Origin of the sequence: Rothia sp. BD8 (genome assembly GCF_044878465.1) — a bacterium.
GTDB lineage: Bacteria > Actinomycetota > Actinomycetes > Actinomycetales > Micrococcaceae > Rothia > Rothia kristinae.
Window position 1 is genome coordinate 162,078 of record NZ_JANJES010000004.1, and the last position, 20,109, is coordinate 182,186.

Consider the following 20,109-nt stretch of genomic DNA (forward strand, 5'->3'; position numbering starts at 1 on the left):
TGAGCAGAAGCATACGCACGCTTCGCATATCCTGTTGTTTCCATCACATGAAAAGACCGGGCGGCTATGCCCCCATCCGAAACATCACCGTCGCACGAGGGCATCTCCCCTAGTCAGAGCGTCGGCACTTGGGACTCTCCCAGTTCCGCATCAGCAAGATCCCAGTCCGGATGCTGAGATCCGCCCGCATCGAACCGCCACACGCGACGGCACCGTCCCTTCCGAACAGGCCGGAGCTTCGGAGGGGACGGTGCCGTCGCGGGGGCGGGGCGCAGGTCAGGGCAGCGTGGAGATGGTGCCCTGATCCTCGGTGCCGGGAGTCTGCACGATCACCGGATACGCCCCGGTGAACCCCTCGCGTTCGGCGGCCAGACGTCGCACGCGCCCGCGCACGGCGAACCAGCCGATGATCAGCACCGGGATCACCACGCCCATCGAGGCCAGCGTCCAGGTGCCCAGCGGGTAGTCCAGGGCCACCAGCACCAGAACCCCCACCAGGAAGAGCATGGTGAGCCAGTTGGTGTACGGCGCCAGAGGCGCGCGATAGGCGGGCCGACGCTGCTGACCGCGCCGGGCCTGGGCGACGAAGCGCTGGTGCGGCAGCATGATGGCCGCCCAGCCGACGATGATCCCGATCGCGGAGATGTTCAGGACGATGTTGAAGGCATCCTCCGGGACGTAGTAGTTCAGCACGACGCCGAGCCCGCCGACCAGCACGGTCAGCAGGATCCCCCCGAAGGGCACCCCGGAACGGGTCATCTTCCCGGTGAACTTGGGCGCGGAGCCGGCCATCGCCATCGAGTGCACGATCCGCCCGGTGGAGTACAGCCCGGCGTTGAGGGAGGACAGCGCGGCGGTGATGACCACCAGCTGCATGATCGGGCCGATGTAGTCCACCCCGATGCTGGAGAAGAAGGTCACGAACGGGGACTCGTCCGCGGAGTACGCGGTGTACGGCAGCAGCAGGCACAGCAGCAGCACCGAACCGACGTAGAACACGGCGATGCGCAGGATCACGGTGTTGATGGCCCGCGGGATCTGACGCTGGGGGTCCTTGGTCTCCCCCGCGGTGATCCCCACCAGCTCGATACCGGAGTAGGCGAAGACCACGCCCTGGGAGACCACCAGCGCGGCGAGGATCCCGTGCGGGAGCATCCCCCCGCTCTCGCGGATCAGATGGAAGCCGGTGGGCGCCCCCGTGGGGGTCCCGAAGATCACGAAGCACACCCCGACCACCAGGAAGATCACCAGCGCGGAGACCTTGATCAGGGCGAACCAGAACTCCATCTCCCCGAAGACCTTCACGGAGATCAGGTTGGTGATCATGACGATGATCAGCACGGCCCCGGCCAGCACCCACTGCGGCAGCTCGTCGATGAACGTGCTGTACTGCCCGAACCACTTGACGTAGATGGCCATCGCGGTGGCGTCCACGACCGTGGTGGAGGCCCAGGACAGCCAGTACATCCATCCCACGAAGTATGCGGCCTTCTCGCCGTAGAACTCCCGGGTGTAGGAGACGAAGGACCCGGAGGAGGGTCGGTGCACCACCAGCTCGCCGAGCTGACGCAGGATGAGGTAGCCGAAGAACCCGGCCACGGCGTAGAGGATGAACAGGGTGGGCCCGGCGTCGGCCAGGCCGCCGCCGGCCCCGAGGAACAGGCCGGTGCCGATCGAGCTGCCGATGGCGATCATGTGGATCTGCCGGGGCGTGAGGCCCTTGCTGTAGCCCTCCTGCTCCCGCGCGTGCAGCGCGTCGTCGCCGGTGAGGGGCTGGGAGGATCCGGGGGCGCCGGGATCCGCGGGGCTCGGGGACATGGACCTGCCGTTTCGACGAGGGGATGAGATGCCCCCACAGCATACTCGACGGGTGTGACGCGCACCGCCCGTGCGCAGACCTCGGATCTCGGGCCCGTGCGGGCCCCGCGATGCCGCCGGGGATGCGCCTCGGACTTGACCGGGACGGGGGGCCGTCCGAAGATTGAACGGTGTTCAAGACTTTCGATGACCTCGCCGATTCCGTCCTCGCCGGGACCCCCGCGGACCGGGAGGCGGCCCTGGCGGTGCTGGCCTCCGAGGACGACGTCCTGCTGGATCTCGTGGCCGCGGCCTCCCGGGTTCGCCGTCGCTACTTCGGCAACTCGGTCAAGGTCAACTACCTCGTCAACCTGAAATCCGGCCTGTGTCCCGAGGACTGCGGGTACTGCTCCCAGCGTCTCGGCTCGGATGCGGAGATCCTCAAGTACTCCTGGTTGCCCACCGACGAAGCCAAGCGCCAGGCCGAGTTCGGCCTGGCCGGCGGGGCCTCCCGGGTGTGCCTGGTGGCCTCCGGGCGCGGCCCGTCCAACCGCGACGTCGGGCGCGTGGCCGAGATGACCGAGGCCATCAAGGACGCCAACCCGGAGACCGAGGTCTGCGCGTGCCTGGGCATCCTCAAGGAGGGGCAGGCGGAGCGGCTGCGCCAGGCCGGGGTGGATGCGTACAACCACAACCTGAACACCGCACCCTCCCACTACGAGGAGATCTGCTCCTCGCACACCTTCCAGGACCGCGTGGACACCGTGGACTCCGCCCGCAGCGCGGGGCTGTCCCCCTGCTCGGGGCTGATCGTGGGCATGGGCGAGACCGACGAGCAGCTGGTGGAGGCCGTGGAGGCGCTGCGGCAGATCGACTCCGACTCCATTCCCGTGAACTTCCTGATCCCCTTCGACGGCACCCCCCTGGAGGGCACCTGGGAGCTGACCCCCCAGAAGTGCCTGCGCATCCTGTGCATGGTCCGGCTGATGTGCCCGGACCGGGAGCTGCGCATCGCCGGCGGCCGTGAGCTGCACCTGCGCTCCCTGCAGCCGCTGAGCCTGAATGTGGCCAACTCCCTGTTCCTCGGGGACTACCTGACCAGCGAGGGCCAGGCCGCCGAGGATGACCTGGACATGATCGTGGACGGCGGATTCCAGATCGTCGGCCAGGAGGATGCCAAGGCGCTGCGTGATCGGCTACGCGCGCACCGAGCCGCCCACCGCGAGGCCATGGGCGGGGCCGGCGCCGAGACCGGTGCGGGCCTGCCGCCGTGCGCCGGCGGCGGCGGAGGCTGCGGATCCCACGCGGCCCCGGAGGAGCAGCAGGTCCCGGTCGAGCAGCCGGTGCCCGCGGGTGTGGGCGCCGCACAGCCCGCCGAGGCCCCCGAGGCCGGCGTCGGCACCGTGCGCCACGGTCTGCGCGATGACGCCGGGCGCCCCCTGGTCCCGACCATCCGCCGTCGCGGCGCCGGCACGGACGCGCTGCCCAACTCGTGAGCGCGGGCGCCGATCCCGTGCCCCCCTCCCTCGCTGGCTCCGCCGGGCCCGCCGGCCGTACCGTGCTGGATCGGGACCGGGCCCTGCTGTGGCATCCCTACGGCTCCCTAGAGGCCGGGGCCCGGTACTCCGTGCACGGCGCCGAGGGGCCCTTCGTGGATCTGGTCGCCCCGGGGGCCGAGCGTCCCCAGCGGGTGCTGGACGGGATGAGCTCGTGGTGGTCCGTGGTGCACGGGTACCGGAACCCGGTGCTGGACGCGGCGCTGCGGGCGCAGATCGATCGGTTCTCGCACGTGATGTTCGGCGGGCTGACCCACGCTCCCGCCGTCGAGCTGGCGGAGCGGCTGGTGGAGGTGACCCCGCAGGGCCTGGACCACGTCTTCCTCGCGGACTCCGGCTCGGTGTCCGTGGAGGTGGCCCTGAAGCTCGCGGTGCAGTACCAGCGGGCCCGGGGCCGGGAGCGCGGACGCTTCCTGGCGCTGCGCGGGGCCTATCACGGGGATACGACGGGCGCGATGAGCGTGTGCGACCCGGTCGGCGGGATGCACGCCGACTTCGCCTCGCTGCTGGCCCCGCAGGTCTTCGCCCCGCAGCCCCCCGCACCCTCCGGTGATGCCGCGGTCGATGACGCCGCCTGCGCGGCGTGGGAGGCCGAGGTGTCCGAGCTGCTGGATCGGCACGGGGCGGAGCTGGCCGGGATCATCGTGGAGCCGGTATTCCAGGGCGCCGGGGCCATGCGGGCGTATCTGCCGCGGGCCCTGCGCTTCCTGCGCGAGGCCGCGGACCGGCTGGATGCGGTGTTCATCACCGATGAGATCGCGACGGGCTTCGGGCGCACCGGCACAGCCTTCGCCTGCGAGCAGGCCGGGATCGTCCCGGATGTGATGTGCGTGGGCAAGGCCCTGACCGGCGGGTACCTGACGCTGGCGGCCCTGCTGTGCTCCGGCCCGGTGGCCGAGGTCATCTCCCGCTCCTCCTATGCGGCCCTGATGCACGGACCCACCTTCATGGCCAATCCCCTGGCGTGCGCGGTGGCCGCAGCCTCCGTGGACCTGCTCTTCGGGCGCGTGGGCGGCGCGGAGGTCGCCGCCCCGGAGGGCGCCGCGCCGTCGAGCGCGTGGTACGAGGCCGTGCCGCGCTTGGAGGCCGGACTGCGCGCTGGCCTGGCCCCGGCGGCCTCCCTGGAGGGAGTGGCCGAGGTGGCCGTGACCGGGGGGATCGGCGTGGTGCGCACCCGGGGCCCGGTGGATGTGGATGTCTGCACCCGCATCGCGGCCGAGCACGGGGTGTGGCTGCGCCCGTTCCGCGACGCGATCTACACGATGCCGCCGTACCTGAGCACCGAGGAGGGCCTGGCCCGGATCACGGGGGCGATGGTCGCCGCGGCCGCCGCCCACGAGCCCGTCGAGGAGGACGCATGAGCACGACGTCGAGCGCCGACGCGCCGGCGGATGCGCAGGCGGGCGCCGTGGAGCGGACCGCCCCGGATGCGCTGGCCGACGCGCAGCCGGACGCCTTCCTGGACGCCGACGCGGTGCGTGCCGCCGCCGCGGACGGGCTGCTGTTCGTCACCGGCACGGACACCGGCGTCGGCAAGACCTACGCCACCGCGGCCCTGGCGGCCCTGCTGGCCGGGCAGGGTCTGGACGTGCACGTCCACAAACCGGCCCAGACCGGACTGATCGCACCGGATGATCCCGAGCGGGAGGCCCTGGAGGCGCGGTACTCGGATGTGGTGGTGCGCGGGGACGCGCAGATCGCCGGGGAGCTGGCCGGGGTCTCCTACTCCACGGGCTTCGCCCTGCGCCTGCCCCTGGCCCCGGCGGCCGCAGCAGAGGCCGCGGGGGTGCCGGTGCCCACCGCGGCGGAGCAGGCCGCCCGGATCCTGGGCCTGCGCGAGCGGCACGACGTCGTCCTGGTGGAGGGCGCCGGCGGGATCCTCGTGGATCTGGGCGGGCACACCCTGGCCGATATCGCCCGGGAGTGCGGCGCGGGCGGGCTGGTGGTGGTGTGCCGCCCGGGCCTGGGCACCCTGAACCACACGGATCTCACGGTGGAGGCCATCGCCGCACGCGGACTGCGCATGGCCGGGGTGGTGATCGGCGCGTGGGATGACCCGCCGCGGGCCGTGGATCTGTCCAACCGGGAGGCCCTGTCCGCCCGCCATCGCCTGCTGGGCGCGGTCCCCCGCGGCTGGCGCGCAGCCGCGGGCGCCCGCTGAACCCGCTGCACCCCGCCCGGTGACCCGGGGGCCGCGCTCTCCCGCGCCCGCGACCCGGCGCATCCGTTCCCGCCCGCCCGCGAGACGGCGCATCCGTTCCCGGAAATCCGGTTTTCGGGAACGGATGCGCCGTCTCGGTGGCGGGGTGGGCACCGCTGCGCCGCCTCGAGGTCGCGTCGGCGGGCCCGGGACGCCCGGGACGCCGGAGCGTCAGAGCAGGATCGAGCGCCCCTTTACTCCGGGACCACCCGCACCGCGCCCTTGTCGGCGCTGGTGACCATCGAGGCGTAGGCGCGCAGGGCCTTGGAGACCTGGCGCTCGCGCGGCTTGGTCGGCTTCCACGGCAGGCGCCCGCGCTCCTCGCGGCGTCGGGCCAGCTCCTCGTCGGAGACGTTGACCTGCAGCAGCCGCTGGGTCACGTCGATCTCGATCTCGTCCCCCGTGCGGATCAGCCCCACCGCGCCGCCGGAGGCCGCCTCCGGGGAGATGTGGCCGATGGAGATCCCGGAGGTCCCGCCGGAGAAGCGCCCGTCGGTGATCAGCGCGCATTCCTTCCCCAGCCCCAGGCCCTTCAGGTAGGAGGTGGGGTAGAGCATCTCCTGCATGCCCGGCCCGCCCTTGGGCCCCTCGTACTGGATGACGACGATGTCCCCGGGCTGCACGTGCTTGGAGAGGATCTCGAAGACCGCCTCGTCCTGGGATTCCACCACGAAGGCCTTGCCGATGAAGCGGAACAGGTACTCGTCGATCCCGGCGGTCTTGATGACCGCGCCGTCCTCGGCGATGTTGCCGTAGAGCACCGCCAGGCCGCCGTCCTTGGTGTAGGCGTGCTCCACGGACCGGATGCACCCGAACTCGGCGTCGGTGTCGTGGGATTCGAAGCGGTTGGCGGTGGAGAAGGCCTGGGTGGTGCGCACCCCGCCGGGGGCGGCCAGGTACAGCTCGCGGGCCCGCTCGGAGGCGGTGTCCCGGCGGATGTCCCACTCATCCAGCCAGGCCTCCACCGACTCCGCGTGCACGGTGTGCACGCCGTCGTGCTCCAGGAGCCCGGCCCGGTCCAGCTCGCCGAGGATCGCGGGGATGCCGCCGGCCCGGTGCACGTGCTCGATGTGGAACTGGGTGGAGTTCGGGGCGACCTTGCACAGGCAGGGCACGTGCCGGGAGATCTCGTCGATGTCCTTCAGGGTGAAGTCCACCTCGGCCTCCTGCGCTGCGGCGAGGATGTGCAGCACGGTGTTGGTGGACCCGCCCATCGCCACGTCCAGGGACATGGCGTTGCGGAAGGAGGACTTGGTGGCGACGTTGCGCGGCAGGACGGACTCGTCGTCCTGCTCGTAGTAGCGCTTGGCCAGCTCGACGACGGTGCGCCCGGCCTTCAGGAACAGCTCCTTGCGGGCGATCTGGGTGGCCAGGGTGGTGCCGTTGCCGGGCAGGGAGAGCCCGAGGGCCTCGGTCAGGCAGTTCATGGAGTTCGCGGTGAACATCCCGGAGCAGGAGCCGCAGGTGGGGCAGGCGTTCTCCTCGATCTGGGCCAGCTGCGCGTCGGAGACCTGCTCGTCCACGGCGTAGGCCATCGCGTCGACCAGGTCGATCCGGCGCTCCAGCACGCCCTCCACCGGCGCCCCGGATTCCATGGGCCCGCCGGAGACGAACACGACCGGGATGTTCAGACGCATCGCGGCCATGAGCATGCCGGGGGTGATCTTGTCGCAGTTGGAGATGCACACCAGGGCGTCGGCGCGGTGGGCGTTGACCATGTACTCCACGGAGTCGGCGATGACGTCGCGGGAGGGCAGGGAGTAGAGCATGCCGTCGTGGCCCATGGCGATGCCGTCGTCCACGGCGATGGTGTTGAACTCCTTGGCCACCCCGCCGGCTTCCTCCACCGCGGAGGCCACCAGCGCGCCCATGTTCTTCAGGTGCACGTGGCCGGGGACGAACTGGGTGAAGGAGTTGGCGATGGCGACGATCGGCTTGCCGAAGTCCTCCTTCTTCATGCCGGTGGCCCGCCACAGGGCGCGGGCTCCGGCCATGTTCCGACCGTGGGTGGATGTGCGGGAGCGCAGGGCGGGCATGGCTTCTCCTTGGCGTGGCTGATGCTCGTCCCAGGCTACTCCGGCACAAAGGTCATCCAGCATCCGGGACGGGGATCTCGGATGATGAGACAATGGAGAGGACAGAAAACGCGGACCCGCTCGTCTGCTCAGGCGTCCCTGTCGCGGAAGCGACCGGAGCGGCGCCCACGGGAGGCCCGCCGCACGGCGTCGTGAGTGTAGTCCACGGCATCTTGGCGTTCCGAGGACTCCCGGGCAGCGTCGGATTGCCCAGCGATACGCTCGGCGCGGGCCCCCTCAGCCTCAGCGGCGGCCTGATCGGTCAGCGAAAGGTGCCCGGAGGCGGGCCGCCTGGCCACCGTGGGGAAGAACCCGGTGACGCCCTCGCGTTCGGCGGCGATGGCGCGGATACGCCCACGGCAGATGTACCAGCCGATGGCCATGCACGGCAGCACGAGAACCATCGCCCCGAGGGTCCAGGTTCCCTGCGGGTAGTCCAGACCGATCAGAGCCAGCACTCCCACCAGGAAAACCAGGATCACCCAGTCCGTGAACGGAGCTCCGGGCATCCGGTATCCGGGTCTCCGGTACACCCCCTGGCGAACCAGGGAGACGAATTTCAGGTGCGACAAAGCGATCGTCGCCCACCCGGCGACGATGCCCACCGAAGCCAGATTCAGCACGATCTCGAAGGCCTGAGCCGGAACCACCGCGTTGAGCACCACCCCGAGCAATGTCACCGCCGCAGTCATGACGATGCCGCCCCAAGGCACCCCGCCGCGGGTCAGGCTGCGGGCGAAGCGCGGCCCGGAGCCTGCCACGGCCATCGAGTGCATGATGCGCCCGGTGGAGTACATGCCGGCGTTCAGGGAGGACAGAGCGGCGGTGATCACCACCAGCTCCATGATGGGCCCGGCCGCGTCCACGCCGATGCTGGAGAAGAACGTGACGAAGGGGGAGACGCCGTTCTGGTATGCGGTGTATGGGAGCAGCAGGATCAGCAGCAGAATGGAGCCGATGTAGAACACCACGATCCGCAGGATCACCGTGTTGATCGCTTTGGGAATCACCTGCTGGGCATTCCGGGTCTCCCCGGAGGTGGTGCCCACCAGCTCGATGGAAGAGTACGCAAAGACCACGCCCTGGATCAGCAGCAGGGCCGGAGCGATGCCCTCGGGGAACCAGCCACCGTGGTCCGCGATGACCTGGAATCCGGTGGGCGAACCGGTGGGAGTCCCGAAGATCACGAAGACGACGCCGAGAACCAGGAAGATCAGCAGGGCCAGGACCTTGATCAGCGAGAACCAGAACTCCATCTCCCCGAAGACTTTCACCGAGATGAGGTTCATGGACACCACGATCACCACCACGGCCAGCGCGAAGACCCACTGCGGAATACCCGCGATGACGGTGCTGTACTGCCCGAACCACTTGACGTACAGGGCGATGGCGGTGGTGTCCACGATGGAGGTCATGGCCCAGTGGATCCAGTACCACCAGCCGGCGACGAAGGCCGCCTTCTCCCCATAGAACTCCCGGGCGTAGGAGACGAAGGAGCCAGAGGAGGGCCGGTGCACCACGAGCTCCCCCAGGGCCCGCAGGATCAGATAGGCGATGATCCCGCACAGCGCGAAGTCGAACAGCAGAGAGGGCCCGGCCTTGGCCAAGCGCCCTCCGGCCCCGAGAAACAGTCCGGTGCCGATGGCCCCGCCGATCGCGATCATCTGCAGCTGGCGCGGCCCGAGACCCTTGCGGAACCCAGCCTGCTCCTCCTCGAAGACATTCTCGTCTGGGCCTCTCCGTGCCATCGACGCGCCGTTCTCAGACAGGTCTCGGCTCATGACGGAGCTCTCCTTTCGTGTTCTGCGTTTCCTCGTTCTCCGGCCCCGTCAATCCCGCGTGTGCGCGGCGGGGCGGTCGGCGACGATCGGGTACAGGCCGGTCACGCCCTCGCGTTCGGCGGCGATGGCGCGCACCCGCCCGCGCACGGCGAACCAGCCGACGATCAGCGCGGGGATGATCACCACGATCAGCAGTCCGAGGGTCCAGCTGCCCACCGGGTAGTCGAAGCCGATCAGCACGATCACCCCGGCCAGGAACACCAGGATCACCCAGTCCGTGAACGGCGCGCCCCAGGCGCGGTAGCCGGGCCTGCGGTAGCGGCCCTGCTTGGCCAGGAACACGAACTTCAGGTGGGCCAGGGCGATGGTCGCCCACGCCCCGATGATCCCGAAGGAGGCGATGTTCAGCACGATCTCGAAGGCCTGCTCCGGGACGACGAAGTTCAGCACCACCCCGATCAGCGCGACGGCGGAGGTCATGAGGATCCCGCCGTAGGGGACGCCGTGGCTGTTCATCCGCTGCGCGAACTTCGGGGCGGAGCCGGCCATGGACATCGAGTGCAGGATGCGCCCGGTGGAGTACAGCCCCGCGTTCAGCGAGGACATGGCCGCGGTGATGACCACCAGCTCCATGATGGGCCCGGCCGCGTTCACCCCGATGCTGGAGAAGAACGTGACGAACGGGGACTCGCCCTCCTTGTAGGAGGAGTACGGCAGCAGCAGGGCCAGCAGCAGCACGGAGCCGACGTAGAACACCAGCACCCGCAGGATCACGGTGTTGATGGCCTTGGGGATGACCTTCTGGGGGTCCTTGGTCTCCCCGGAGGTGGTGCCGACCAGCTCGATCGCCGCGTAGGCGAAGACCACGCCCTGCATGATCACCAGGGCCGGCAGCAGGCCGTTGGGGAACCAGCCGCCGTGCTCGCTGATCAGGGAGAAGCCGGTCGGGCTGCCGTTGGGGGACCCGAAGATCACGAAGCAGACGCCCACCACCAGGAAGGTCAGCAGCGCCACGACCTTGATCAGGGCGAACCAGAACTCCATCTCCCCGAAGATCTTCACGGAGATGAGGTTGGCGCTGACCACCAGGACGATGACCACCAGCGCGATCAGCCCCTGGGGCACGGCGTCGAGCCAGTGGAAGTACTGCCCGAACCACTTGACGTAGAGGGCGATCGCGGTGGAGTCCACGATCGAGGTGGTGGCCCAGTTGATCCAGTACATCCACCCGGAGATGTAGGCGGCGCGCTCCCCGTAGAACTCACGGGCGTAGGAGACGAAGGAGCCGGAGGAGGGCCGGTGCACCACGAGCTCGCCGATGGCCCGCAGGATCAGATAGGCGATGAAGCCGCAGACGAGGTAGTCCAGGGCCAACCCGGGGCCGGCGGAGGCCAGGCGCCCGCCGGCGCCGAGGAACAGGCCGGTGCCGATGGCCCCGCCGATCGCGATCATCTGCAGCTGGCGCGGTCCGAGGTGCTGCTGGAAGCCGGCCTGCTCGTGGCCGAAGGCGTCCTCGGGATCCGCGGTGGACGGGACGGCGGGGCCGGAGCCGGCCGATGAGACCGGAGGCTGGTGGGTCACGGGGACCTCCTGGAAGAAGAGGACGGGCCCCGCCTGCCGCCGACGGCGGACCGAGTCCCGCCACAGGAACATATCGCCTCAGCATAGATCTCCCCGGTGTTGGGCGTGTAACACAGGCGCGCGCACGTCACATCGGGTCCACCGGCGTCGAAATCTGGTGGCCGGTGAGCCGACCCGGCACGCTGGAGGGGACCGCCGCACCCGTCGAAAGGACCCGCCATGCTGCGCAGCACGGACCGCATCCGCACCACCCACGTCGGCTCCCTCCCCCGCAACGAGGAGCTGCACCGCGCCAACGCCGAGCGCCGCGCCGGCTCCCTGAGCGAGGAGGACTTCGCCCCGATCCTCACCCGGGCGGTGGATGAGGTGGTGGCCCGGCAGCGGGAGGTCGGCATCGACACCGTCAACGACGGCGAGTACGGCCACGCCAGCAACGGCGCGGTGGACTACGGCTCCTGGTGGCACTACTCCTTCGCCCGCACCGCGGGGCTGTCCGTGGATGTGCAGGACCCCGAGCAGGTCCCGCAGCGCTCCGAACCCGGGAACCTGCGGTACACGACCTTCGAGGACCGCCGGGACTGGACCCGCTTCCGGGACTTCTACGCCACCGAGATCGACACCGGCAACGACCCGGACACCCAGTTCCCGGTGGCCGTGGACGAGCTGCGCTACATCGGCCAGGACGCGGTGGCCGCCGACATCGCCAACGTCCAGTCCGCAGCCCAGCGCCACGGGGCCGACGAGGCGTACATCGCGGCGCTGTCCCCCGGCTCCGCGGCGCGGGTGGGCAACGTCTTCTACTCCACGGACGAGGGCCACATCCGCGCGTGGGCCGAGGTGCTGCACGAGGAGTACAAGGCCATCACCGACGCCGGGCTGATCGTGCAGATCGACGACCCCGGGCTGGCCGAGGGGTGGGACCAGATCAACCCGGAGCCCTCCGTGCAGGACTACCTGACGTTCCAGCAGATCCGGGTGGACGCGCTGAACAGCGCCCTGGAGGGCATCCCCGCCGAGCAGGTCCGCTTCCACCTGTGCTGGGGCTCCTGGCACGGCCCGCACACCACGGACCTGGAGTTCAAGGACATCGTCGGGCTGATGCTGGAGATCCAGGCCGGGGCGTACACCTTCGAGGCCGCCAACGCCCGCCACGCCCACGAGTGGACGGTGTGGGAGGACGTGGAGCTGCCGACGGGCAAGCTGATCATCCCGGGCTGCGTCTCCCACTCCACCAACGTGGTGGAGCACCCGGAGCTGGTGGCGCAGCGGATCGAGCGCTTCGCCGGACTCGTCGGGAAGGAGAACGTCATCGCCTCCACCGACTGCGGGCTGGGCGGGCGGATCCACCCGGACATCGCCTGGGCCAAGCTGGCCGCCCTGACCGAGGGCGCCCGGATCGCCTCGCAGCGCCTGTACTGAGCGCCGCGGCGCCGCACCGACGTCGAGCCGTCATCCGCGTGAGCTCTGAGGGCCGCAGAGCCCACGCGGATGACGGCTCGGCCTCATCGTGCCCGTTCGCGCCCGCGCTGTCCGGACAAGTCAGACATGAGACGGGTCGAATGCTCCGGGGGATGACGCCCCGCTACACTGGGCGCACGCAGTGCGGCGCGGAAATCCCGCGCCGCAATCCCTCCCCTCAACGAAGAGGACCATCGTCATGGCATCTGAGACAGACTCGCCGCGCGAGGAGCTGCTGGCTCCCGTCGGCGGCACGATCATCGGCATCGCGGACGTCCCCGACCCCGTCTTCTCCGGGAAGATGGTCGGCGACGGCTTCGGCGTGTCCGAACCGTCCACGGGTGATGTGCTCGCCCCGGTCAGCGGCACGGTGACCATGGCCGCGGACACCGGGCACGCCCTGGGCTTCAAGACCGACTCCGGCTTGGAGGTGCTCGTGCACCTCGGGGTGGACACCGTGGAGCTGGAGGGCCGGCCCTTCGCCATGGAGGTCTCCAAAGGCGATGCCGTCCAGGCCGGTCAGCGGATCGGCCGCATGGACGTGGAGGCCATCACCGAGGCCGGCAAGGACCCGACGGCGATCGTCGTCATGCCCAACACCGCCAAGAAGGTCGAGTCCGTGCAGGTGCGCGCAGGCCACACCGAGGCTGGTCAGCCCGCCGCCGACGTCGCGCTGAAGGAGCCGGGGACCGAGACGGGCGCGGTGCCCGCCGGTGACCCCGAGCCGGGGCACGCCCGCCAGCCGCAGGTTGAGAACACCGCGGCGCCGGCCGACGCGACCGAGGCCGAATCCGAGGAGCGCCCCGGGGATCTGACCGGCTACGACGCGCTGGCCTGGGACATCCTCGACAACATCGGCGGCAAGGCCAACGTCCGCTCCGTGACCCACTGCATCACCCGCGTCCGGTTCTACCTGAAGGACCAGGGCAAGGCCGACGACGAGGTGGTCGCGGACCTGGACGGCGTGATCGACGTCGTGCGGGCCGGCGGGCAGTACCAGGTGGTCATCGGCCCGGCCGTGGAGGACGTCTACGACGCCGTCGTCAAGCAGCTGGGCACGGACAAGGCCGCCGCCAGCGAGCAGGACGCCGCGGAGGAGGCCGAGCGCCCGGACACCGCGTGGGGCTGGGTCAAGTACGGCTTCAGCTCCCTGATCGGGGTGATCACCGGGTCCATGATCCCGGTGATCGGGCTGCTGGCGGCGGCCGGCATCCTCAAGGGGATCCTCTCCCTGCTCACCCAGTTCGATGTGGTGGATGAGTCCTCCCAGACCTTCACCATCATCTCCGCGATGGGAGACGCGGTCTTCTACTTCCTGCCGATCTTCGTGGGCTTCACCGCCGCGCGACGGCTGGGCTCGGACCCGATCATCGTCTCCATCGTCGGCGGGGTGCTGGCGTATCCGACCCTGGTGGAGATGGCCGCGGGTGAAGGGCAGCGCTCGCTGCTGGGGATGTCGCTGAACGCCGAGTTCTTCGGCCTGCCCTTCCACATGGCCTCCTACAGCTACTCGATCTTCCCGATGATCGTGGCCGCCTGGTTCGCCTCGATCGTGGAACCGTGGCTGAAGAAGATCATCCCCACCGTGCTGCGCATGATCTTCGTGCCGCTGTTCGAGGTGGTGATCGTGTCCCTGGCCGTCATGGTGGTCCTTGGCCCCGCCGTCATGTTCGTCTCGGAGGGCATCGCCAGCGCCCTGATGTGGGTCTACGACATGTCCCCGACCATCTCCGGTCTGATCATCGGCGGGTTCTACCAGTGCTTGGTGATCTTCGGCCTGCACTGGGCGGTCATCCCGATCGTCACGGACCAGGTGTCGGGACCGGATGGCCAGTCCCCGATCAACGCGATCATCTCCGCGACCATGGTGGCTCAGGGCGGTGCCGTGCTGGCGGTGTTCGTCAAGTCCAAGCTGCCCAAGATCAAGGAGCTGGCCGGCCCGGCCGCGATCTCCGCGTTCTGCGGCATCACGGAGCCGGCCATGTACGGCGTGAACCTGAAGTACACCCGGGTGTTCGTCATGGCCTCGATCGGCGGTGCAGCGGGTGGTCTGCTGACCGGCATGTTCGGGGTGACCATGTACGCCTTCACCGGCTCCCTGGTCGGCTTCCCGTCCTTCATCACCCCCGGGGTCGGAGCGGACGGCAACTTGGTGGGCTACCTCATCGCGTCGGCGACGGCTCTGGTCGTCGCGTTCATCCTGACCTACTTCTTCGGGTTCCGGGATGCGGACGCGGACAAGGCGCGCGAGGTCAAGAAGGTCCGCCTGGGACGGCGGGACCCCGTCCAGAAGTGACCGACCGGGTCCCGTGCCCGGACCGATAGCCGACCCGGCAGCCGGGCCCGGTGCGCGGACCCGTTCCCGACGGCGGCACGCCGGTGCTTAGCATGCTCCCTGAGCCACTTTCCCTCCCGAAGGAGTCCCATGGAGCTGCTGCTGATCACCGGCGTGCTGCTGTTCGTCATCATCGCGGCCGCGGACGTGCTGGGCCCGCGGCTGGGGCTGGCGGCCCCGCTGCTGCTGGTGCTGGTCGGCGTCGGGCTGAGCCTGATCCCGGCGACCCACGGGGTGGAGGTGGACCCGGAGATCATCCTGCAGGGCATCCTGCCGCTACTGCTGTACGCCGCGGCGGTGTCCATGCCCACCATGAGCTTCCGCCGGGACTTCGGGGCGATCTCCGGGCTGTCCGTGGTCCTGGTGATCATCACCTCCCTGCTGCTGGGGCTGCTGTTCCAGTGGCTGATCCCGGACCTCGGGTTCGCGTGGGGCGTGGCCCTGGGCGCGATCGTGAGCCCCACCGACGCCGTGGCGACCTCGATCATCAAGGGCGGCCCGGTGCCCCGCCGCGTCGTCGTGCTGCTGGAGGGCGAGGGTCTGCTCAACGACGCCACGGCCCTGGTGATGCTGCGCACCGCGATCGTCGCCAGCGCCGCCGGGTTCTCCTTCTGGGGTGTGGTCGGCTCCCTCGCGTACTCGGTGACTCTGGCCGCGGTGGTCGGCTCCGTGGTGGGGGTGGCCAACCTTGCGGTGCGACGCCGGGTGGAGGATCCCACGGTCAACACGATCCTGTCCTTCACGGTGCCGTTCCTCGCCTCGATCCCCACGGAGGCGGCGGGTGCCTCCGGGCTGGTGGCCGCCGTCGTCGCCGGCCTGGTCACGGGGGTGCGCGCCCCGCGCCAGCTCAGCCCGCGCCACCGGCTCTCGGACCGGCAGAACTGGGAGAGCATCAACCTGATCGGGGAGGGTGCGGTGTTCCTGGCCATGGGCTTCCAGCTGGGCCCGATCCTGGAGGAGGTCTCCGAGGAGTCCGTGGGTCTGGGGGTGCTGGTGGGGATCGCCGCGGCCGCCCTGGCCGCTACCCTGCTGATCCGCGCGGCCTTCGTGGCGCCGCTGCTGTGGCAGCTGCGGCGCAAGGCCCTGCGTCGGGAGGCCATGCGCCCGCGGGCCGAGGCGATCCAGGGGCGGCTGGCGGATCCGCAGGCTCGGGAGGAGGCGGTGCGCCGCTTCCGAGAGCAGCAGGCCCAGGGAGGGGTGGCCCGGGCGCGGGCTCGGCACTACCGGAAGCGGTGGCTGGGCACCCGGCGAGGGGCACCGGATCTGGAGCGGTTCTCCGCCCGGCTGCGCCGGTTCATCGCGGACACGGACTACCTGACCAAGCGCCCCCTGAGTGCGGCCGACGGCGGGATCGTCGTGTGGGCGGGGATGCGCGGGGCCGTGACGGTCGCGGCCGCCCAGACCCTGCCGGAGGACACCCCGATGCGCTCGGTGCTGCTCTTCATCGCCTTCGCCGTGGCCGCCCTGTCCCTGGCGGTCCAGGGCGGCACCATCAAACCGCTGGCGGATCGCCTGTCCCGTCGCGGAGCGGACCCGGAGTCCGCGCAGGAGGACCGGGAGGAGCAGCGCCAGGAGCACCGGGCGGTGATGGCCCTGCTGCACGAGGCCGCCCGTGCCCCGGAGGGCGAGGCCGAGCCTTCCTCCCCGGCGGAGGCCAAGCGGGTGCGGCTGGCCTCGATCCGCCGGCAGCGCGCCGCTCTGCTGGACGCCCGCGACGAGGGCACCTATGACGCCGATGTGCTCGATGGTGCCCTGCAGGTCCTGGACGCGGATGAGATCTCGCTCCAGCTGCGCGGGGGCGCGGCCTTCTGACGGCCCCACCCCGATGACGGTGCGGCGAGCGCCGGGGGACGGTCACGGGATCGGCGGCGTGCCCGGCTTCGGCGGCGGAGGCGGGACCCCGGCCCGGGCGTTCTCAGCCGGGGCTCAGACCCGGCCGGTAGGGTCGGGGGGCCGCCCCCGTCGCCCGTTCAGGGCGCGATCCCCTCAGGAGGTTGACCCGCATGGCCCGCGTTCCCAGCAGCCGGTGGAGCGAGCTCGCCCGCGCCCTGCCGGAGGGGCCGCTGACCTACCATCCGCCGCGCGAGCACCACGGGCACTGGTCCGTCACGGATGCCGCCGGTCGGGAGGTGCTGTGCCCGCACACCCCGCCGACCCCGGAGGTGGTGGCCCTGCTGACCCGGGGCCTGGAGCTGATCCGCGAGGAGGCGGGAAGCACCCCGGAGCCTGCGGCACCCACTCCCCTGGATCTGGCCGGGAGCGGGCGCCCCGCGCTGGCGGCAGCGGAAGCCGGGGAGCGGGCCGGGAACCCGGTGTGGAATCTGCGCCCGCTGCGCAAGGTCACCAAGTTCCTGCGGCGTCAGGGCATGGCCTTCGGTGAGATCGTGGCGATCGTCGCGGACCCGGAGGGCACCGAGCCTGGCCGGGATGGTGCCACGATCTATGTGGCGCGCGGTCTGCGCGTGGTGGTGGGCTCGGACGGGGAGACGGTGCTGGCCGTGTACCCGGTGGGTGAGCCGGAGCGCACCGAGCCGCCGGTGAGCACGGGCCCGCCGATGCCGCGGGTGCCCGGGACCAAGGCGGACCGGCGGGTTCCGGTGCCCACGGATCGCACGGATTTCGTGGCGCTGCTGCGCTCCCGGGGCTTCGACGTCGTGGACGGCGGCAAGCACCAGCGGATCACGCACGAGGACCACCCGGGACTGGCGGTGACCCTCCCCTCCACGCCCTCGGATCACCGGTGGGCGCAGAACACGATCGCGGAGGTCAGGGCCGTGTTCGGCATCGACCTGCGCCAGCCGGCGCCCGGCCGCTAGAGACCGCTCACCGCTGCAGCAGCAGGGCCTCCCCCTGCCCACCCCCACCGCACAGGGAGACGGCGGTCTTCCCGGTGCCGCGCCGGGCCAGCTCCAGCGCCGCCGTGAGCACCAGGCGCGCCCCCGAGGCGCCGATGGGGTGGCCCAGGGCGATCGCCCCGCCGTGGATGTTCACCCGCTCCAGCTCCACCCCGAGGTCCCGCGCGGACTGCAGGGCGACGGAGGCGAAGGCCTCGTTGACCTCCCAGAAATCCAGGTCCGCCGCGTCCCATCCGGCGCGGGCCAGGGCGGCCGCCGTCGCCTGGGAGGGCTGGGAGTGCAGGGAGGCGTCCGGCCCCGCGGTCTGCCCCGCCGCCCCCACCATGCACAGCCACTCCAGCCCGTGCTCCTCGGCCCAGGCCCGAGAGGCCAGCACGACGGCGCCCGCCCCGTCGGACAGCGGCGAGGCGTTGCCCGCGGTGATCGTGCCGCCCTCCGCGAAAGCCGGGCGCAGCCGCCCCAGGGTCTGCGGGGTGGAATCCGGGCGGATGCCCTCATCCTCGGTCACCGTCACCGGCTCCCCGCGCCGCTGCGGCACCGGGATCGGCGCGATCTCCTCACCGAGGATCCCGTCCGCCTGCGCCCGCCCGGCCCGCTGGTGGGAGGCCGCGGCCACCTCGTCCTGCTCCTCACGCCCGATGCCGCGCTGGGCGTTGCCCTCCTCGGTGGACTCGCCCATGGGTCGCCCGTCCTCGGCGTCGGTGAGCCCGTCCCGGGCGACGGCGTCCTGCAGGCGCAGGTCCCCGTAGGTCCTCCCGGCGCGCACCCCGGCGGCCAGGTGCGGGGCGCCGGTCATGGACTCCTGCCCGCCGGCCACCACCACGTCGGCCTCGCCCAGTCGGATCAGCCGGGCGGCGTCCACGACGGCGGCCAGCCCGGACAGGCACACCTTGTTCAGGGTCATGGCGGGCACGGACCGGGAGATGCCCGCGGCCATCGCGGCCTGCTTGGCGGGGTTCTGCCCGGCCCCGGCCTGGATCACCTGCCCCATGAGCACCTGGTCCACCTGTGCAGGCTCGACGCCGGCCCGCTCCAGGGCGGCGCGGATCGCGTGCGCCCCCAGCCGCACCGCGCTCAGCGGGGCCAGCTGCCCCATGATCCGGCCCTGCGGGGTGCGGGCGCCGTGGAGGATGACGACGTCGGTTGGTGCGCTCACGGAGGGGACTCCTTCGTCTCGATGCTGCGGGGCGGTGGGTCGGGGGCGCGCACGGCGCATCCGGTCCGGACTCCGCTCCCCTGGAATTGCTCTGCGTCACACCCTACCGTCGGTACGCTCGGACAGTGAGGGGCGCGCACCGCCCGAGACCCGCCGACGACAAGGACTCCTCATGACCCGCATCCTGCTCGCCGTGGACAAGTTCAAGGGCACCGCGACCGCCGCCGAGGTGGCCGGGGCGCTGGCCCGCGGGCTGGCGGAACACCCGGGGGTGCAGACCGTCCAGGTCCCGGTGGCTGACGGCGGGGACGGCACCCTCGAGGTGTGCGAGGCCCTGGGCTGGCGCCTGCGCAGCGCGCGGGTCACCGGTCCGGACGGTGCCGCACTGCGGGCCCGTTTCGCGTGGGACGAGCCGCGGCGTCGGGCCGTGATCGAGGTGGCCGAGGCCTGCGGGATGCGGCTGCTGACCCGCGATGGCGAGCTGCCGGAGGACGCGGATGCGGAGGACGCGACGAGCCGGGGCGCGGGGCAGCTGGTGCTGGCGGCCCTGGATGCCGGGGCCGAGGAGGTGGTGCTGGGTCTGGGCGGCAGCGCCACCACGGACGCCGGGTTCGGGATGGCCCAGGCCCTGGGGGTCCGCTTCCTGGATGGGACCGGAGAACCGGTGGCGGATCCGCGGCGCCTGGCCGAGGTGGCCCGGGCGGATCTGAGCGGGCTGGATGCGCGGGTGCGGTCGGTGCGGTTCGTCGCGGCCTCGGACGTCACGAATCCGCTACTGGGACCCGACGGCGCGGCGGCCGTGTTCGGCCCGCAGAAGGGACTGGCCGCGGAGCGGATCGAGCCGCGGGACGCGGCCCTGGGGCGCGTCGCGGCCGCCGTGGAGGAAGCCGCGGGGACGGCCGACGTCGCGGACCGGCCCGGAGCCGGGGCCGCCGGGGGTCTGGGCTTCATGACCCTGGCGCTGCTGGGCGCCCGCTACGCCTCCGGGATGCAGACGTTCCTGGACCTGGCCGGCGTCGACGACCTGCTGGAGGGCACCGACCTGGTGGTCACCGGGGAGGGGAAGCTGGATGAGCAGACCCTGCGCGGCAAAGCTCCGGCGGGGGTGGCCGAGCGCGCCGCGGAGCGCGGCATCCCGGTGGTCGCGGTGTGCGGGCAGAACACCTTGCCCCCGAGCACCCGGCACCCGTTCCAGCGGATCCTCGCGATGACCGACGTCGAGCCGGACGTGCGGTCCTGCCTGCGGAATCCCCTGCCGGTGCTGGAGCGCCTGGCCCGCGAGCGTCTGCTGGCCTGATCCGCCGCGCAGACGGCG

At 71.2% G+C, this 20,109-nt stretch carries 13 protein-coding genes; 8 read left to right on the top strand and 5 right to left on the bottom strand.

Annotation, left to right across the window (positions count from 1 at the left end):
- Positions 1–276: 276 nt before the first annotated feature.
- Positions 277–1,818, bottom strand: a complete 1,542-nt coding sequence (locus NQ707_RS04940; protein ID WP_061225585.1) for an amino acid permease — start codon at positions 1,816–1,818, stop codon at positions 277–279.
- 170 nt (positions 1,819–1,988) lie between these two features.
- Here NQ707_RS04940 and bioB point away from each other — a divergent pair, with 170 nt between their 5' ends.
- From bioB to bioD, 3 genes are read left to right on the top strand one after another with little or no spacing between them, the layout of a single operon-like run.
- Positions 1,989–3,293, top strand: a complete 1,305-nt coding sequence (bioB, locus tag NQ707_RS04945) for a biotin synthase BioB (RefSeq protein ID WP_100463792.1) — start codon at positions 1,989–1,991, stop codon at positions 3,291–3,293.
- 17 nt (positions 3,294–3,310) lie between these two features.
- Positions 3,311–4,714 carry an adenosylmethionine--8-amino-7-oxononanoate transaminase gene (gene bioA, locus NQ707_RS04950; RefSeq protein WP_100463855.1) on the top strand — a complete coding sequence of 468 codons (1,404 nt, stop codon included), beginning with the start codon at positions 3,311–3,313 and terminating at the stop codon, positions 4,712–4,714.
- Positions 4,711–5,514, top strand: coding sequence for a dethiobiotin synthase (gene bioD / locus NQ707_RS04955; protein WP_100463791.1), 804 nt, complete (start codon positions 4,711–4,713; stop codon positions 5,512–5,514). Before bioA ends, bioD begins: the two co-directional genes overlap by 4 nt.
- Positions 5,515–5,747: 233 nt before the next feature.
- Here bioD and ilvD read toward each other — a convergent pair whose 3' ends face one another.
- From ilvD to NQ707_RS04970, 3 genes are all read right to left on the bottom strand, one after another.
- The gene (ilvD, locus tag NQ707_RS04960; RefSeq protein ID WP_404434986.1) at positions 5,748–7,589 is read right to left on the bottom strand and encodes a dihydroxy-acid dehydratase; all 1,842 of its coding nucleotides are present in this window, start codon (positions 7,587–7,589) and stop codon (positions 5,748–5,750) included.
- Positions 7,590–7,717: 128 nt separating this feature from the next.
- Positions 7,718–9,409, bottom strand: a complete 1,692-nt coding sequence (locus NQ707_RS04965) for an amino acid permease (protein ID WP_404434987.1) — start codon at positions 9,407–9,409, stop codon at positions 7,718–7,720.
- Between the two features lie 48 nt (positions 9,410–9,457).
- Positions 9,458–11,062 (bottom strand): amino acid permease, encoded by a 1,605-nt coding sequence (locus NQ707_RS04970; protein WP_404434988.1) that lies wholly within the window; start codon positions 11,060–11,062, stop codon positions 9,458–9,460.
- 147 nt (positions 11,063–11,209) lie between these two features.
- Here NQ707_RS04970 and NQ707_RS04975 point away from each other — a divergent pair, with 147 nt between their 5' ends.
- From NQ707_RS04975 to NQ707_RS04990, 4 genes are all read left to right on the top strand, one after another.
- Entirely contained in the window at positions 11,210–12,409 is a 1,200-nt protein-coding gene (locus NQ707_RS04975; RefSeq protein WP_404434989.1) for a cobalamin-independent methionine synthase II family protein, read from the top strand.
- Positions 12,410–12,647: 238 nt separating this feature from the next.
- Positions 12,648–14,744 (top strand): glucose PTS transporter subunit IIA, encoded by a 2,097-nt coding sequence (locus NQ707_RS04980; protein ID WP_058731010.1) that lies wholly within the window; start codon positions 12,648–12,650, stop codon positions 14,742–14,744.
- 129 nt (positions 14,745–14,873) lie between these two features.
- Positions 14,874–16,595 (top strand): cation:proton antiporter, encoded by a 1,722-nt coding sequence (locus NQ707_RS04985; protein ID WP_404434990.1) that lies wholly within the window; start codon positions 14,874–14,876, stop codon positions 16,593–16,595.
- 191 nt (positions 16,596–16,786) lie between these two features.
- On the top strand, positions 16,787–17,599 hold the full coding sequence (locus NQ707_RS04990; protein WP_404434991.1) for a hypothetical protein: 813 nt from the start codon (positions 16,787–16,789) through the stop codon (positions 17,597–17,599).
- A gap of 7 nt (positions 17,600–17,606) precedes the next feature.
- Here the strand turns inward: NQ707_RS04990 and NQ707_RS04995 are convergent, their stop codons facing one another.
- The gene (locus NQ707_RS04995) at positions 17,607–18,794 is read right to left on the bottom strand and encodes an acetyl-CoA C-acetyltransferase (protein ID WP_404434992.1); all 1,188 of its coding nucleotides are present in this window, start codon (positions 18,792–18,794) and stop codon (positions 17,607–17,609) included.
- A gap of 172 nt (positions 18,795–18,966) precedes the next feature.
- Here NQ707_RS04995 and NQ707_RS05000 point away from each other — a divergent pair, with 172 nt between their 5' ends.
- Complete coding sequence (locus tag NQ707_RS05000) at positions 18,967–20,091, top strand: glycerate kinase (protein ID WP_404434993.1); 1,125 nt, start codon at positions 18,967–18,969, stop codon at positions 20,089–20,091.
- The last annotated feature ends 18 nt before the right edge of the window (positions 20,092–20,109 follow it).

Excerpts from the sequence above, each read along its gene's own strand:
- NQ707_RS04985 (WP_404434990.1), top strand. The coding sequence starts at position 14,874 with ATGGAGCTGCTGCTGATCACCGGCGTGCTGCTGTTCGTCATCATCGCG.
- bioD (WP_100463791.1), top strand. The coding sequence starts at position 4,711 with ATGAGCACGACGTCGAGCGCCGACGCGCCGGCGGATGCGCAGGCGGGC.
- NQ707_RS04980 (WP_058731010.1), top strand. The coding sequence starts at position 12,648 with ATGGCATCTGAGACAGACTCGCCGCGCGAGGAGCTGCTGGCTCCCGTC.
- NQ707_RS04940 (WP_061225585.1), bottom strand. The coding sequence starts at position 1,818 with ATGTCCCCGAGCCCCGCGGATCCCGGCGCCCCCGGATCCTCCCAGCCC.
- ilvD (WP_404434986.1), bottom strand. The coding sequence starts at position 7,589 with ATGCCCGCCCTGCGCTCCCGCACATCCACCCACGGTCGGAACATGGCC.
- NQ707_RS04970 (WP_404434988.1), bottom strand. The coding sequence starts at position 11,062 with ATGTTCCTGTGGCGGGACTCGGTCCGCCGTCGGCGGCAGGCGGGGCCC.
- NQ707_RS04975 (WP_404434989.1), top strand. The coding sequence starts at position 11,210 with ATGCTGCGCAGCACGGACCGCATCCGCACCACCCACGTCGGCTCCCTC.
- NQ707_RS04965 (WP_404434987.1), bottom strand. The coding sequence starts at position 9,409 with ATGAGCCGAGACCTGTCTGAGAACGGCGCGTCGATGGCACGGAGAGGC.
- NQ707_RS05000 (WP_404434993.1), top strand. The coding sequence starts at position 18,967 with ATGACCCGCATCCTGCTCGCCGTGGACAAGTTCAAGGGCACCGCGACC.
- NQ707_RS04990 (WP_404434991.1), top strand. The coding sequence starts at position 16,787 with ATGGCCCGCGTTCCCAGCAGCCGGTGGAGCGAGCTCGCCCGCGCCCTG.